Source organism: Pseudomonas sp. NFACC08-1, assembly GCF_900106735.1.
In the GTDB taxonomy this organism is placed as follows: domain Bacteria; phylum Pseudomonadota; class Gammaproteobacteria; order Pseudomonadales; family Pseudomonadaceae; genus Aquipseudomonas; species Aquipseudomonas fluorescens_Q.
In genome coordinates, this window is the sequence record NZ_FNNL01000001.1 from 608,892 (window position 1) to 623,130 (window position 14,239).

At 60.7% G+C, this 14,239-nt stretch carries 13 protein-coding genes and 1 riboswitch; of the genes, 6 read left to right on the forward strand and 7 right to left on the reverse strand.

From position 1 onward, the window contains the following. Nucleotides 1-138: 138 nt before the first annotated feature. Both metF and ahcY read right to left on the reverse strand, forming a co-directional pair. On the reverse strand, nucleotides 139-984 hold the full coding sequence (gene metF / locus BLU76_RS02855; RefSeq protein WP_092150742.1) for a methylenetetrahydrofolate reductase [NAD(P)H]: 846 nt from the start codon (nucleotides 982-984) through the stop codon (nucleotides 139-141). Nucleotides 985-1,151: 167 nt separating this feature from the next. Further along, entirely contained in the window at nucleotides 1,152-2,561 is a 1,410-nt protein-coding gene (gene ahcY, locus BLU76_RS02860) for an adenosylhomocysteinase (RefSeq protein ID WP_063323991.1), read from the reverse strand. A gap of 23 nt (nucleotides 2,562-2,584) precedes the next feature. After that, nucleotides 2,585-2,692: riboswitch (S-adenosyl-L-homocysteine riboswitch) on the reverse strand. Nucleotides 2,693-2,883: 191 nt separating this feature from the next. On the opposite strand from ahcY, the gene BLU76_RS02865 reads away from it, so the two are divergent. Beyond that, nucleotides 2,884-3,285, forward strand: coding sequence for an acyl-CoA thioesterase (locus BLU76_RS02865; protein WP_003206420.1), 402 nt, complete (start codon nucleotides 2,884-2,886; stop codon nucleotides 3,283-3,285). Between the two features lie 87 nt (nucleotides 3,286-3,372). Beyond that, nucleotides 3,373-4,254 carry a formate/nitrite transporter family protein gene (locus BLU76_RS02870; protein WP_092221424.1) on the forward strand — a complete coding sequence of 294 codons (882 nt, stop codon included), beginning with the start codon at nucleotides 3,373-3,375 and terminating at the stop codon, nucleotides 4,252-4,254. 39 nt (nucleotides 4,255-4,293) lie between these two features. On the opposite strand, the gene BLU76_RS02875 is transcribed toward BLU76_RS02870, so the two are convergent. Then, nucleotides 4,294-6,360 (reverse strand): patatin-like phospholipase family protein, encoded by a 2,067-nt coding sequence (locus BLU76_RS02875; protein WP_256572626.1) that lies wholly within the window; start codon nucleotides 6,358-6,360, stop codon nucleotides 4,294-4,296. 245 nt (nucleotides 6,361-6,605) lie between these two features. Next, nucleotides 6,606-7,766 carry an MFS transporter gene (locus tag BLU76_RS02880; protein ID WP_092221426.1) on the reverse strand — a complete coding sequence of 387 codons (1,161 nt, stop codon included), beginning with the start codon at nucleotides 7,764-7,766 and terminating at the stop codon, nucleotides 6,606-6,608. A gap of 194 nt (nucleotides 7,767-7,960) precedes the next feature. Here BLU76_RS02880 and BLU76_RS02885 point away from each other — a divergent pair, with 194 nt between their 5' ends. Then, nucleotides 7,961-8,794 (forward strand): EamA family transporter, encoded by an 834-nt coding sequence (locus BLU76_RS02885; RefSeq protein WP_092221588.1) that lies wholly within the window; start codon nucleotides 7,961-7,963, stop codon nucleotides 8,792-8,794. Between the two features lie 52 nt (nucleotides 8,795-8,846). Then, entirely contained in the window at nucleotides 8,847-9,230 is a 384-nt protein-coding gene (locus BLU76_RS02890) for an MAPEG family protein (RefSeq protein WP_063323995.1), read from the forward strand. Nucleotides 9,231-9,311: 81 nt separating this feature from the next. Here the strand turns inward: BLU76_RS02890 and BLU76_RS02895 are convergent, their stop codons facing one another. Then, nucleotides 9,312-10,499, reverse strand: coding sequence for a murein transglycosylase A (locus BLU76_RS02895; RefSeq protein ID WP_092221428.1), 1,188 nt, complete (start codon nucleotides 10,497-10,499; stop codon nucleotides 9,312-9,314). Nucleotides 10,500-10,626: 127 nt separating this feature from the next. Between BLU76_RS02895 and BLU76_RS02900 the strand changes: the two genes are divergently transcribed. Further along, a complete protein-coding gene (locus tag BLU76_RS02900) occupies nucleotides 10,627-11,076 on the forward strand; it encodes a c-type cytochrome (protein ID WP_063323997.1) in 450 nt (149 codons plus the stop codon). Nucleotides 11,077-11,145: 69 nt separating this feature from the next. Here the strand turns inward: BLU76_RS02900 and BLU76_RS02905 are convergent, their stop codons facing one another. Both BLU76_RS02905 and ligB read right to left on the reverse strand, forming a co-directional pair. After that, nucleotides 11,146-11,541, reverse strand: coding sequence for a DUF1090 domain-containing protein (locus BLU76_RS02905; RefSeq protein WP_063323998.1), 396 nt, complete (start codon nucleotides 11,539-11,541; stop codon nucleotides 11,146-11,148). A gap of 90 nt (nucleotides 11,542-11,631) precedes the next feature. Then, a complete protein-coding gene (ligB, locus tag BLU76_RS02910) occupies nucleotides 11,632-13,305 on the reverse strand; it encodes an NAD-dependent DNA ligase LigB (RefSeq protein WP_092221430.1) in 1,674 nt (557 codons plus the stop codon). A 206-nt stretch (nucleotides 13,306-13,511) separates the two neighbouring features. Between ligB and BLU76_RS02915 the strand changes: the two genes are divergently transcribed. Then, nucleotides 13,512-14,132 carry a LysE family translocator gene (locus BLU76_RS02915; protein ID WP_092221432.1) on the forward strand — a complete coding sequence of 207 codons (621 nt, stop codon included), beginning with the start codon at nucleotides 13,512-13,514 and terminating at the stop codon, nucleotides 14,130-14,132. The last annotated feature ends 107 nt before the right edge of the window (nucleotides 14,133-14,239 follow it).

Consider the following 14,239-nt stretch of genomic DNA (forward strand, 5'->3'; position numbering starts at 1 on the left):
GCAGTCGGTGCAGATCGAAGGCTTCGCGGTATTTGTCCCGAGGCAAACACATCCATTCGGGGCCGAAGACCCTCACGACAACTGGATAAAAAAAGGCCCTGGTTTTCACCAGGGCCTTTTGTACCACGGTATTGGCTGTTAACGCGGCAGCTTGAGGTTGTTCCATACCGCCAGGCTGGCTTCGGCCTGGTTCAGGGTATAGAAGTGCAGCCCCGGGGCTCCACCTTGCAACAATCGCTCGCACATTTGCGTGATGACTTCCTCGCCGAAGCTTTGGATGCTCGACGTGTCGTCACCATAAGCTTCCAGTTGCTTGCGGATCCAGCGTGGGATTTCTGCACCGCAGGCGTCGGAGAAGCGCGCCAGCTTGCTGTAGTTGGTGATCGGCATGATCCCCGGTACCACAGGAATGTCGACGCCCAACTTGCGTATGCGCTCGACGAAGTAGAAGTAACTGTCGGCGTTGAAGAAGTACTGGGTGATCGCGCTGTTGGCGCCAGCATTGGCCTTGCGGACGAAGTTGCGCAAATCGTCTTCGAAATTGCGCGCCTGGGGGTGCATTTCCGGGTATGCCGCGACTTCGATATGGAAGTGCTCGCCAGTTTCTTCGCGAATGAACTCAACCAGGTCATTGGCGTGGCGCAGCTCGCCGCTGGCCATGCCCATGCCTGACGGCAGGTCGCCGCGCAGGGCAACGATGCGCTTGATGCCAGCGGCCTTGTACTGGGTCAGCAGGCTTCGCAGGTCGTCCTTGCTGTCACCCACGCAAGACAGGTGAGGGGCGGCCGGGACTTTGACTTCGCTTTCAAGTTGCAACACGGTGTTCAGGGTGCGGTCACGGGTCGAGCCGCCGGCGCCATAGGTGCAGGAGAAGAAGTCGGGGTTGTAGCTGGCCAACTGACGGGCAGTGGCGATCAGTTTTTCATGCCCAGCATCGGTCTTCGTCGGGAAGAACTCGAAGCTGTAGCGACGGTCTTGGGACATGGTCATATCCTTGGAAACTCGTAGGCCGGTGAAGCGCTCAGGCTTGTGTGGGAGCGAGCTTGCTCGCGATTGCCATCGCCTCGCTCCGGCAGTTGGGCCGAGGTGTCTGCATCGCGAGCAAGCTCGCTCCCACAAAGAGCCGGCTCCCCCTGGGGGAGCCGCGCCGATCAGTAGCGGTAAGCGTGCGGCTTGAACGGGCCTTCGACGGTCACGCCGATGTAGTCAGCCTGTTGCTTGGTCAGCTTGGTGACCACGCCGCCGAAACCGCGGACCATTTCCAGGGCCACTTCTTCGTCGAGTTTCTTGGGCAGTACTTCCACGGTCAGGCGCTCGGCTTTCTGGGCCGGCGACAGGTCGGCGTATTTCTGGCCGAACAGGAAGATCTGGGCCAGGACCTGGTTGGCGAACGAGCCGTCCATGATGCGGCTTGGGTGGCCGGTGGCGTTGCCCAGGTTAACCAGGCGGCCTTCAGCCAGCAGGATCAGGTAGTCGTCGTTCTGTGGGTCGAAGCTGCCGGTACCGGTGCGGTGAACCTTGTGCACCTGTGGCTTCACTTCTTCCCATGCCCAGTTCTTGCGCATGAAAGCGGTGTCGATTTCATTGTCGAAGTGACCGATGTTGCAGACCACGGCGCGCTTCTTCAGGGCCTTGAGCATGTTGGCATCGCAGACGTTGACGTTGCCGGTGGTGGTCACGATCAGGTCGATCTTGCCCAGCAGGGCCTTGTCGATGCTGGCTTCGGTGCCGTCGTTGATCCCGTCGATGAACGGCGAAACCAGCTCGAAACCGTCCATGCAGGCTTGCATGGCGCAGATCGGGTCGACTTCCGACACCTTGACGATCATGCCTTCCTGACGCAGGGACTGGGCCGAACCCTTGCCCACGTCACCGTAGCCGATCACCAGCGCCTGCTTGCCCGACAACAGGTGATCGGTGCCGCGCTTGATGGCGTCGTTGAGGCTGTGACGGCAGCCGTACTTGTTGTCGTTCTTGCTCTTGGTCACCGAGTCGTTGACGTTGATGGCCGGGATCTTCAGTTCGCCCTTGGCCAGCATGTCCAGCAGACGGTGCACGCCAGTGGTGGTCTCTTCGGTCACGCCGTGGACGTTTTCCAGCACGGCCGGGTACTTCTTGTGCAGCAGCTCGGTCAGGTCGCCGCCGTCGTCGAGGATCATGTTGGTGTCCCATGGCTGGCCATCCTTGAGGATGGTCTGCTCCAGGCACCACTCGTACTCTTGCTCGGTCTCGCCTTTCCAGGCGAATACCGGGATACCGGCGGCAGCGATGGCGGCAGCGGCCTGGTCCTGGGTCGAGAAGATGTTGCAGGACGACCAACGTACTTCGGCACCTAGGGCAACCAGGGTTTCGATCAGCACGGCGGTCTGGATGGTCATATGGATGCAGCCGAGGATTTTTGCGCCCTTCAATGGCTGTTCGCCAGAATACTTGCGGCGCAGGCCCATCAGGGCTGGCATTTCGGATTCGGCGATGATGATTTCGCGACGGCCCCAGGCAGCCAGGGACATGTCGGCGACTTTGTAGTCGGTAAAATCGGCAGGCGTGATAACAGCGCTCATGAAGAGTCTCCATTCGTAATGTATGCGAATGGGCGCCGTTGTGCGTTTAGTGTCCGTGCGGGGAGCCCCCGTACAAACAACGCCCTATCCGAGCCTGACAGGTCGAGCCTGCTGCAGCGCCCCTCGGACAGGTGGCGGGAACGGTCCAACGGGTGGACCGGGTAAAGCGGTGGCGATTATAACGGGCTAATCGGATCTTCCAAAAGGGTTTCTGTCGGCAAATCGAAATTGCCGATGATCGTCATAGGGCCCGCGACGTAGAGCCGGGCAGCCTGGTCTGCCATGATGCAGGCATTCATCGGCCAGACACTCAGGAGTGAACATGAATTTCCACACCCGCAAATGGGTCAAGCCCGAAGACCTCAATCCCAATGGCACGCTGTTCGGCGGCAGCCTGTTGCGTTGGATCGACGAGGAGGCGGCGATCTACGCCATCGTCCAGCTGGGTAACCAGCGCGTGGTCACCAAGTACATCTCGGAAATCAATTTCGTCAGCGCTTCGCGCCAGGGCGACATCATCGAGCTGGGCATCACCGCCACCGAGTTTGGCCGTACTTCCATTACCCTGACCTGCGAGGTGCGCAACAAAATCACCCGCAAGAGCATCCTGACCGTGGAGAAGATGGTCTTCGTCAACCTCGGCGAAGACGGCTTGCCGGCGCCTCACGGGCGGACCGAGATCAAGTACGTCAAGGATCAGTTCAAGGATGCTGTCGTCGAGTGAGATCGATAGCGGTTTCAGGCCCAGGTGACTGAACAGCGCCGAACGCCGCGTGTCGTAGGTACATCACGCCACCGGTTCAGGAGCTGTATGGACACCCATGAAGAAGGCAAGACCCCTGACCTTTCGGCCCAGGAGCAACACGAAGTCGACCGCAACCAGCCGCCACGGGCCGCGGTGCTGCATGAAATCATCCGCACCCAGGGTAATCAGGAATTGGAGCGCAGTATCGCCGCGCTCTGGTGGTCGGCCCTGGCGGCTGGGTTGACCATGGGCCTGTCGCTGATGGCGATGGGCTTGCTCAACTCCCGGTTGCCGGACCACGAAGGCTTCAAGGTGATCGCCAGTTTCGGTTACTGCGCCGGCTTTCTCGCGGTGATCCTCGCCCGCCAGCAGTTGTTCACCGAAAACACCCTGACCGCCGTGCTGCCGATCATGAGCAAACCCACCTTGGGCAACTTCGGTCGGCTGTTGCGGCTCTGGGGCGTGGTGCTGGTGGGCAACCTGTGTGGCACCTTGCTGGTGGCCTACGTGATGCTGCACCTGCCGATTTTCGACCCGCGCACCGACCAGGCCTTCCTGGAAATCGGCCGCAAGGTGATGGAGAACGACACTGGCCAGATGTTCGCCAAGGGCATCATTTCCGGCTGGATGATCGCCACCATGGTCTGGATGATCCCATCCATGGAAAGCGCCAAGATGTGGATCATCACTCTGATTACTTACCTGATGGCGCTGGGGGATTTCACCCACATCGTCGTCGGCTCGGCCGAGGTGTCGTATCTGGTCTTTGCCGGGCAGTTGTCGTGGGAGGACTTCTGGATGGTGTTCGCCGGACCGACGTTGGCGGGGAATATCATCGGTGGTAGCTTTATTTTTGCGCTGATCAGCCATGCGCAGATTCGTAGTGAAGTGGGCCCACCCAAAGGCAAGCCGTCAGATCCGGTAAAACAGCGCAACGACTCGGAATGAACGGGAGCCTGATCGCGGGCTCCCGGCGTGAATGGGCCGTCAGTGGATCAATCTTTCGCGCAGATCATTGATGGTGGTTGATTTAGGGTTGGACAATCCCGTAGAGCGCGACTTGTAGTTGTGGATGACCCGCAGGAGTACGTTGTTGAACGCGTATTTGTTTTGTACATCGTTTAGATCGTGAATGGCGCGGCTTAACAGTGTGATGTTCGAGCCAGGCTGGCCGCCGCGAAAGAGCGAGCGGTACAGCACGTGTTGCACGACGTTAGCGGCACGGGTGGCGATGTCCCGTCTATTCATTTCCTCGACGGCCTGGCGGATCACCTGGGGGGTATGAGCAGATGCGCGGATTTCCCTGCGAGCCGCGGCCTGCAGGTGCTGGATGAGGTCCTGATCATTTCCGAGGTTCAGTTTCTCTACGGCTCGGCGAGCTGCGTCAGAAGCTTCGCGATCCCAACGAACAGCAGCCTGAAGCAAGTACATGAAATCCGGATCGTTGTCGTGAGTGATGCGTTTCGCCAGCCACTCCACCTTGTCGGGAGTATCCGCCACGACGTCGAGGTTCAGAATGGCGTTGCGTAGCTCCGGGGTCGGCTCAAGGCCGGAGGGCGTGATCGCGACTTTCAGTTCCGACAGTGCTGTCAGCGCAGCCTGTCTGAAGGCTTTCACCTCGGCATAGGTTTCGTTGCCTTCCAACTGCGCACCTAACTGGATGAACAGCTTGTCATTCAATGCCAGCAGGGCGGTGTCGAGCGAAGGGAGGGGATGGGTTTCTCGTGCGGCTCCGCGCTTATCCAAATGTTTCAAGGTCTCCTTGCGCAACTCTTCCTGAAGATAGTTCTTGCTCTCCTCGGATATGTCGAAGGCGAGTGTTCCCTTGAGCATTCCACGGCGATCGCCTTCCTTGGTGTTCAGCAGCACGGTGACGATCTGCTTCTCGAAATCTTCCATTCGTTTGGCATCGTGGGCAGAGCTCGCCGCATGAGGGGCTCCAAGGAACCAGTCGGCGAAGGCCGATAGACCTGTGCCGTGCATGCTTTTTTTGGAGGGTACGGACTCGAATACGAGAATCAACGACTCCTCATCCGGTATCGCGCTCATGCTGGTCACGGGGTCGCCGAGTCCGTGGATCGGTGTGTTGCGCAGGATACCGCCATCGGCAAATGCCGTGACCTCATCGATGCCTTCATCGCTGCCTTCCTCCTTCCTTTCTTGGAACGGCAGCCCTTGCTCGGTCGGTTTGCTGAATACGATCGGCAGCGCTGCGGAGATATGCGCAGCCTTGGCGATGTCCATGTCGGGGGTCAGCTCCGCACTGAAAACCACCAGTTGCGCGCCTTCCTTGAACATGGCGGTGCCGGTGATCTCCAGGGCCTTGATCTCCTTGACCTCCTTGCTCAGGATCTCCAGGTCGCGGAAGGTGACGTAATTGCGCGTCTGCACATCGGCAATAGCCTTTTGCGCTAACTCGGTAAGCCCTGTCCTGTTTTTACACAACGCCACGAACGCCGCACAGGATTCTTCCCTGATCAGCTTTTCCAGCTCCGTACCTTTGGTACCCAGGCGTGGCAATAGATTGCAAAGCAGTTGCACCATGGGGAGGGCTTTCATGTTCTCGCCCATCCGCGACCACTCTCTTTGCTCGGCTTTAACGTCAGCCTTATCACTGTCGAGCAATTGAATAAGGGAAATTTTGTCAGAGATCCGGTCGAAGCCCTTATGGTTCATTCCGCTGGCCAGCAGAGCAGCCGAGATGGCCCCTGCGGAAGAGCCTGAAATCGTATGGATGGACTTCATGATATCCATAGCTTCGAGTGCCTCGATGGCGCCGGAGAAGGCGGCTCCCTTGACGCCACCCCCACTCATGGCCAATCGACCGATAGGGGGGCGACCAATAATGAGTACGACACCATCGTCATGTTCGACGATGGTTATCGACTGTTCAGTCGCGCCGCGTACCAGTACGCGTGGGTTTTTCAGGTCCGCAAGTACGTTGTCCTCGCAATCGAAGTCGCGACCGTCATATACATTGTCGACGACTTCTGGCGATGTCTGGATGGGCTTCTGACCGGTAGGGAAAGAAAGGACGATCGGGGATATGGGCATTCAGGTTCGTTCCTTGTACCTAGGGCGGAGGCGCGAACTGTAAACAAAACCTGAAGGCAGATTGCGTCATTACTCAATTGGAAAAACATCAGCCGTCCGCGAACGGCGCTCGCATGATTTCGAAGCGAGCGCTCTGGAATGGGCTTTTTGACGGGCAGGTAAAAACAGCCCGCACGGATCTGGGTTGAGGCCCTACTGAACGTGTCGCCCATTCATCGAGGTGCTGGGGCAAATTTCCTACACGCTCAGACAGCGATTGCCGCCAAGCGTCGTTGTCGATGAATAAAGAACAAAGCCGTCAATACCGTGAGGCCGCCGACAGCCGCCCCCGTCCACGGCAAGTCCGCCAGATCAGCCCCACTGGCCACCACCAACCCACCGATCCAAGCCCCGGCCGCGTTGCCGAGGTTGAAGGCGCTCTGGTTCAAGGTCGAGCCGAGGTTCGGCGCCTCAAAGGCCTGGTCGATGATCAGCAATTGCAGGATCGGGCACAAGGCGAAGGCGAAGATGCCCCACAACACCAGGGTGATCGCTGCCGGAATCACCGACTGGCTGGTCTGGCTGAACGCGGCGAGCACCAGCACCACGGCCAGGGCCATGCCCACCAGCGAGGGTAGCAGGCGGCGGTCGGCCAGGCGTCCGCCGAGGAAGCTGCCCGCCGTCAGGCCGACCCCGAACAACAGCAGCATGACGGTGATGCCATGGGGGCTGACGCCGGTGATGTCTTGCAGGATGGGCGCGATGTAGGTGAATACGCTGAACAGGCTGGTGGAGGCCAGCACGCTCATGCCCAGGGCCAGCAATACGTTGGCCTTGCCCAGGACCTTGAATTCGCTGGCCAGGTTGGCTTTGTCCATGGGGATGTCCTTGGGCAGCCAGACCCATTGGGCAATGGCGGCGATCACCCCGATCACCGACACCGCCCAGAAGGTCGAGCGCCAGCCGGCGTATTGGCCCAAGGCTGTGCCCAGCGGTACGCCCAGCACATTGGCCAGGGTCAGGCCGGTGAACATCATCGCAATCGCCTGGGCCCGTTTGTTCGGCGCCACCAATCCGGCCGCCACCACCGAACCGATGCCAAAGAAGGCGCCGTGACACAGCGCGGTGATGACCCGGGCGGCCATCAGCGTGGCGTAGTTCGGCGCCAGGGCGCAGAGCACGTTGCCGAGGATGAACATCAGGGTCATGCCCAGCAGCGTGGCCTTGCGTGGCATGTTGGCGGTGCCAATCGCCAGGATCGGCGCACCGAACACCACGCCCAGGGCGTAGCCAGTGATCAGCAGCCCGGCCTGGGGAATGCTCACGGCCAGGTCACGGGCGACATCGGGCAACAGGCCCATGATGACGAATTCAGTCGTGCCGATGCCGAAAGCGGCGACGGCCAAAGCAAGCAAGGCGAGTGGCATGCGCAGGGTCTCTGTCTGTAGTCTTGACGCTCTGATCAGGCATACGCATGCCGGCGTCCTGGTTCGAACGAACAGGACAGCAGCAGAATTATTGGAATAGGCTTATGCGCAACTGAGTGCGGCGTGGTCGCTAGCAGTATAAACGGCTGCTGATGGATGGCGAATCAATTCTCTGAATGGATAAGGAGCGTGCCGTGCTTGCAACGGCCTTGGTGTTGGTAGCGGCGCTGTTGCATGCGGCATGGAATACGCTGATCAAGTTCAGCGGCGAGCGTTTGCTGGTGGTGGCTTGCATGGACAGCGTTGCGTTGCTGTTCGTCGCCTTGGCCCTGGGCTTCGTGGCATTGCCGCCGTTGGCGATCTGGCCGTGGATCCTGGCGTCGGCGGTGTTCGAGCTGCTCTATCGCTATTTGCTGATCCAGGCGTATCGGGTCGGTGACCTGGGGTTGGTCTATCCGCTGATGCGCGGCCTGTCGCCGCTGGTGGTGCTGGCCCTGACTTTCATCTTTGCCGGTGAGGCGCTGACGACCCAGCAAATCTTCGGCATCCTGCTGATCCCGTTCGGCATGCTCTGCCTGTTGTGGCAGGGCGGTGGCGGGGCGCGGTTGCCCTGGTCGATGCTGCCGGTGGTGGCGCTGATCGGCCTGTGCATCGGTTGCTACACCTTCATTGACGGCCATGCCTTGCGACGCTGGTCCCATCCGCTGGATTACCTGGTCTGGGTCACGCTGCTCAGCGCCTGGCCATTCCCGTTGCTGGCGTTGGTAGGCAAGCGGCCGGCGTTCATGCGGTTCTGGCGTGAGCAGTGGCGGCTGGGGTTGGCGGTCGGATTCTGCGTGTTATTCAGCTACGCTCTGGTGCTGTGGGCCATGCAGCTGGGGTCGATTGCCGAGGCGGCGGCCCTGCGGGAGATCAGCGTGATCCTGGTGGTGCTGTTCGGCATGCGTTACTTGAAAGAACCTTTTGGTTTGCCGCGGCTCTTAGCCTGCGGGCTGGTGTTGGTTGGCATGCTGGTGATGAAGTTCTGACCGGCGCCCGAACTCGCGATTTTCTATAAAACTCAAAGAAGGAACTGCGTCAATGACGGTTGCCCTGTGGTGTATTTTGATTGCCTTTCTCCTGCCTTACCTGTGCGTCGCCATTGCCAAGATTGGTGGAAGATACAGGCTGGCAGATAACCACGACCCTCGGGACTTTCTGGACACACTCGAAGGCGCTCCCCGGCGGGCATACGCGGCGCAACTGAACAGCTTTGAAATCAGCCCTTTTTTTGCCGCCGCCGTGATCGTCGCGCACCTGGCCGGCAATGCCGAGCTGGTGACCATCAATGTGCTGGCGGTGCTGTTCATCACCAGTCGCCTGCTCTACATCATTTGCTATCTGGCTGACTGGGCGATTCTGCGTTCGCTGGTGTGGTTCGTGGGGGTGGGGTTGGTGTTGAGTTTCTTCTTCGTTTCGGTCTGAACCTGGCGGCGGAATCCCGGAGTCGGTGCTGGCCCCATCGCGAGCAAGCTGGCGATGGGGTCGACACAGTCAGCCCATTCCCTAGGGATTGGCGGTAACCGTATTCGCCACCTGTGGCACTTGCGGCAACGCCATGCCCTTGGGCCAGAACATCCAGATCTGCCCCTGTTGCTTCATGTCCCCGGCCAGTTGTCCGGCCGCCTCGCCTGTGCCCCAGAACAAGTCCGCCCGCACTTCGCCGGCAATTGCACCGCCAGTGTCCTGGGCGGCGACGGGCCGGTTCAATGTGCTGCCGTCGGGTCGGGTGGTGGATAGCCAGAGCAGGCTGCCCAGCGGAATTACCTTGCGGTCCACCGCCACGCTGTAGCCGGCTGTCAGCGGTACATTCAGCGAGCCTCGCGGTCCTTCGTTGCTGTCGGGGTTACGGTTGAAGAACACGTAGCTGGGGTTGCTGCCCAGCAATTCGGGAATACGGTTCGGGTGGGCCTTGGCCCAGGCACTGATGGCGCCCATGGTCACGTCTTCTTTCTTCAGCTCGCCCTGTTCAACCAGCCAGCGCCCGATGGGACGGTAAGGGTGGCCGTTCTGGTCGGCATAACCGATGCGCAGCTGGCGGCCATCGGCGAGTCGAATGCGTCCCGAACCCTGGATTTGCAGGAATTGCAGGTTCATGGGGTCGGTCAGCCAGGCGATGATCGGTGCCTTGACTCCGTTGGTTTCGATGGTGGCCGCGTCGTCGTATGGCTTGAGCACGCGGCCTTCGAGGCGGCCACGCAGGCGTTTGCCCTTGAGTTCAGGGTAAATGCTGTCCAGCGACACAATGATCATGTCCTCCGGCACACCGTAGACAGGGATATTCGCCGTGGCGGTCTGGGTGAGGCTGCCGGGGTAGACCGGCTCGTAGTAGCCGGTAATCAGGCCATTGGGGCTGTTGTCCCCCGAGCGCAGGCCATAGACGTCCAGTTTCTGTTTCAGGAAATTGCGTACATCCTGTGCGGTTTGCGGCACATTGGCCGCCGCCGCGCAGGTCGGCCCCCAGTTCGCATCGGCCTTGAGCCGGGTGCAAGCGCTGCGCCAAGAACCGAACCCGGCCAGCAGGTCTTCATCGGACACCGCCGGCAAGGCCTCCCACGGTACGCTGACATAGGTGGCGAGGGCGTGGGTCTGAGGTTCTTCGACCTTTTCGCCGCGATTGCAACCGGCCAACAGTGCGATCAGCGGTAGGGTCAACGCCAGGCCTTTGTGCCAGGTCTTGAAGCGGCTGTTCATGAAGATTTCCCTTGCAGTCATTCGAACGCTGTCTAGGGCGCCTGAATAACCCGTATTGTTGATAAGGCCATTGGTCTTTGCCGATGACCCGAGGATACTAACCGCCGTTTCCTGCCCCGAGGCCAAGATGTTTGTAAAACGATTTTCCATGGCAGTGCTGGCTTGCCTGATGTTGTCCGCCTGTGGCGGCGTCGACCCCAATTCTCCCCTTGGCCAGCGCAAGGCGATCTTCAAGCAGATGCTCAAGACCAACGAAGAATTGGGCGGCATGTTGCGTGGCCGGGTCCCGTTCGATGGCCCACGATTTGCCGAAGGCGCGGCGCAACTGGATCAACTCTCCCATGAGCCGTGGAAACATTTCCCGCAAGTGCGCGAGCAAGACCACACCAGCGCCCGGGATGAAGTCTGGCAAAAGCAGGCGCGTTTCCAGGAAATGGCCCGCCACCTTGAAGCCGCCACCGGTGAGTTGGTGACCGCCAGCAACGTTCAGCCCTACAAGGCCAGTTACTTGGGGCCGGCGGTGCAAAAGGTCGAGGATGCGTGCAGCGCCTGCCATAAAGAGTTTCGCGATCATTGAATGAAAGCAGCTGCGAGCTTCAAGCTTCAAGCGGCAAGCTCAAAGCTCCACACTTGCAGCTTGCAGCTGCTACTGATCCAACTCATCCACCGCTTCCTGCAGTTCCTTGCGGGAGGCTGCCAGCTTGTCCTTGCGTTTGTTGATCCGCTCGGCGTCGCCTTTCTTCATGGCCTTTTCCAGGTCGGCCTGACGCCGACTGACCTCGTGCTTGGCATCGAGCACCTTGTTTTCACGCTCCTTGCGCAAGGACGCATCGGTGCAATGGCTGGTGACTTCGTCCAGCGCCGTTTCCAGGCCTGCCTGCTGGTCCTGGTTGCCACGGGACTTGGCCAGTTCGATCTGGTTGATGATGCCCTGGCGCTTGGCCGCGCAACCGGTGAGCTCCGGGGTTTGCTCGTCCGCCATCAAGGGGGCGGCCATGGCACTGCATAAGACCAGCAGGGCAACGGGGGACAGGAAATTCATAGCAACTCCGTAAAAAATCTCGAGCGGTCGGTACAGATGCGCTGTTGGAACGCATGCTTGCCCCTTGGGTTCAACCGCACAGGGCCCGGATTAAAAACCGTCGACCCCGGCAGTGCGTAATACATCACTCAAGGCCTGCACCTGCGGGTCGCGAAAAAATGCGCTCAGTTGCGCGGCGCGTCCCGGTCCGATACCGGCCTCGGCTTGCCATTGTTCGGTGCTGCGCTCGACCAGCACCTGCCACGGCCCTTCCAGCCGGGCCTCACCAGCGGGCGGCAGGCCCAGGGCCTTGAGCCATTGCGCGAAAGGGCGTTGCCGGGCGCTGTGCAGGCTGGCGAGCAGGCGGGTGCTGCTGTGTTCGCCGAAGCCGGCAATATTAGCAAGCTCGGCGGCATCGAGGGTCATCCAATCCAGCAATCCGTCGAGTCGTCCGGCGGCCAGCAGCTTTTCCCAGGTGCCCGGGCCGACGTGGGGCAGGGCAAGCCCTTGTTTGCCACTGAGCCAGCCCAGTCGTGCGAGGAACTGGCTTTCACAGCCGGCTGTCGGTTGCCAGCAACTCAAGAAGTGATAGTCGGTTTGCGCAGGGACGTTGAGGTCCTGCCGCTCGGCGCTGCGCAGCACGACGCTGTCGAGTCGTGGGATGGTCAGCCCGGCCAGGCTGATAGCGACCCGGTCGCCGGGACGAATGTCCATTTCCTTCCAGCGCTTGAGGGAGCTGACGCTTACCCGGCGAATCCACCGGTCGTCGAGCCGGATACGTTCAAGCTCCAGTACGGGCGTGATGCGTCCGGTACGACCGACCTTGAAGTGCACCTTGCGCACTTCGGCCAGCGCCTGGGCATACGGGTATTTCCAGGCCACGCTCCAGAACGGCGCCCTGGCCTGCCAGCGGTCGGCGGGTGGGCGGCGGCTCTGGTGCAGGACGATCCCGTCGCTGGCAAATGGCAGCGGTGTGCGGTACCAATGGTCGCGCCAGTGCTCGGCATCGGCCAGAACCTGGACAGGCTGGTTGTAATGGAGCGTGTCAGCGAAGCCCAGTTCATTCAGCGCGGCCATCCGTTCTGGCAGGGTGGCCGGCCCTTCAGGCCAGTCCCAGACAAACAGGCCAATGTCCGCCGCCTCCTGCGCCGTCATGTTCGTGCGCGCCATCAGGCCCGCCACGGTCCCCCGGGCGTTGAGACTGCCGCTACTGGCCTGGACATGGGTGAGCAAGCGCCAATACAACTCGCCTTGGACGACCAGGTCCAGAGGCTGGCGCAGCCGTTGTGGGATGGCGCCGATCTTGCGCGCATTCGGGGTCCAGTCGTGCCCTTGCACGCCATCGCCGCGGCTGATTGCCTGATGCAGGCGACCCTTGCGATAGACCAGGGTTACCGCCACGCCATCGACTTTCGGTTGCGCCCAGACGTCCTTGCGACCCCGTAACCAAGCCCCCACGGCGTCGGCGTCCTTAAGCTTTTCCAGGCCGGTGTGGACCACGGGGTGCGGTATCTTCCCGCCCGTTGAGCGCAGCGGATCGTTGGGCGCTGCGAGGTTGAAGCAGCGGCGCCATTGGCCTAACTCTATGCGGGATTGATCATACAGTTCATCGGCCACCAGCGATTGGCCGAGGCGGTGATAGCTGTCGTCCCAGGTGTCGATTTGCTGCTGCCGCGCGGCGATCTCGGCCTGGGCGCGCTCAGTGGGCCAATCGGGGCAGGGCGCGGCGAGCGCAGGAATGGCAATGAAGACAAGACAGGCGAGTGCATACAAAAACGGTGGCATCGAAGCATCCTTGCTTGGTTGAGTACTGAAGGCTAGCCACCGTCCCGGAAGTTGCGAGGCCCGGAGCGTTACCGGATTTTGCGGGGCCTGGTGGCAAAATCGCGGCGGTACAGTGCGAGGCGATTTAGTCGCGCAACTGTGCCTTGTCCTCGTCAACGGCCGGCGCAGAATGGACTTTCGATTCGCCGCTGCCTGGAATGCTCCCGATGGAACTGTCGACGCTCGCTGTTTTCATCCCGGCCTGCTTCGCGCTGAACATGGCGCCGGGGCCGAACAACCTGCTGTCCATCAGCAACGCCTCGCGTTATGGCTTCGTCCGGGCGTGCAGTGGCGGCATTGGTCGATTGCTGGCATTTGCGATCATGATCGCCCTGGCAGCGGTGGGGCTTACCGCCGTGCTGCACACCTCGGAGTTGCTGTTCCTGGGGATCAAGCTCGTCGGTGCCGGTTACCTGTTCTATTTGGCGGTGCAATTGTGGCGGGCCCAGCCCGAGGCCGGCAGCGAAACCGTGGTTGCGTCGATGAGCCGGGCCGGCCTGGCGCGTCAGGAGTTCCTGGTGGCGATCGGCAATCCGAAGGCGATCCTGTTGTTTACCGCGTTCCTGCCGCAATTCGTCGACCGTGCGGGCACCGTCACCCAACAATTCGCCGTGCTGGGTGGTTTGTTCCTGGCACTGGAGTGCATCGCCATCGGCTTGTATTGCTACATGGGCATTTACGCGCGACGGCTATTCGCCCGGCCCAGTGGCAAGCGCCTGTTCAATCGGATGTGTGCGGGGCTGCTGGCCAGTGCGGCTTCGTTTTTGTTGGTGGCACGCAGGACCTAACTTCACTGAGGGTCCCCTGTGGCGAGGGAGCTTGCTCCCGCTGGGTTGCGAAGCAACCCCAACTAACCACCCAGGCAACCCAATACTCCTGAGGGTTGCAGGGGGGG

What these genes read in the sequence shown, in the direction of transcription:
- metF (WP_092150742.1), bottom strand. Translation starts at nt 984, where the DNA reads ATGTCCCAAGACCGTCGCTACAGCTTCGAGTTCTTCCCGACGAAGACC.
- ahcY (WP_063323991.1), bottom strand. Translation starts at nt 2,561, where the DNA reads ATGAGCGCTGTTATCACGCCTGCCGATTTTACCGACTACAAAGTCGCC.
- BLU76_RS02865 (WP_003206420.1), top strand. Translation starts at nt 2,884, where the DNA reads ATGAATTTCCACACCCGCAAATGGGTCAAGCCCGAAGACCTCAATCCC.
- BLU76_RS02870 (WP_092221424.1), top strand. Translation starts at nt 3,373, where the DNA reads ATGGACACCCATGAAGAAGGCAAGACCCCTGACCTTTCGGCCCAGGAG.
- BLU76_RS02875 (WP_256572626.1), bottom strand. Translation starts at nt 6,360, where the DNA reads ATGCCCATATCCCCGATCGTCCTTTCTTTCCCTACCGGTCAGAAGCCC.
- BLU76_RS02880 (WP_092221426.1), bottom strand. Translation starts at nt 7,766, where the DNA reads ATGCCACTCGCCTTGCTTGCTTTGGCCGTCGCCGCTTTCGGCATCGGC.
- BLU76_RS02890 (WP_063323995.1), top strand. Translation starts at nt 8,847, where the DNA reads ATGACGGTTGCCCTGTGGTGTATTTTGATTGCCTTTCTCCTGCCTTAC.
- BLU76_RS02895 (WP_092221428.1), bottom strand. Translation starts at nt 10,499, where the DNA reads ATGAACAGCCGCTTCAAGACCTGGCACAAAGGCCTGGCGTTGACCCTA.
- BLU76_RS02900 (WP_063323997.1), top strand. Translation starts at nt 10,627, where the DNA reads ATGTTTGTAAAACGATTTTCCATGGCAGTGCTGGCTTGCCTGATGTTG.
- BLU76_RS02905 (WP_063323998.1), bottom strand. Translation starts at nt 11,541, where the DNA reads ATGAATTTCCTGTCCCCCGTTGCCCTGCTGGTCTTATGCAGTGCCATG.
- ligB (WP_092221430.1), bottom strand. Translation starts at nt 13,305, where the DNA reads ATGCCACCGTTTTTGTATGCACTCGCCTGTCTTGTCTTCATTGCCATT.
- BLU76_RS02915 (WP_092221432.1), top strand. Translation starts at nt 13,512, where the DNA reads ATGGAACTGTCGACGCTCGCTGTTTTCATCCCGGCCTGCTTCGCGCTG.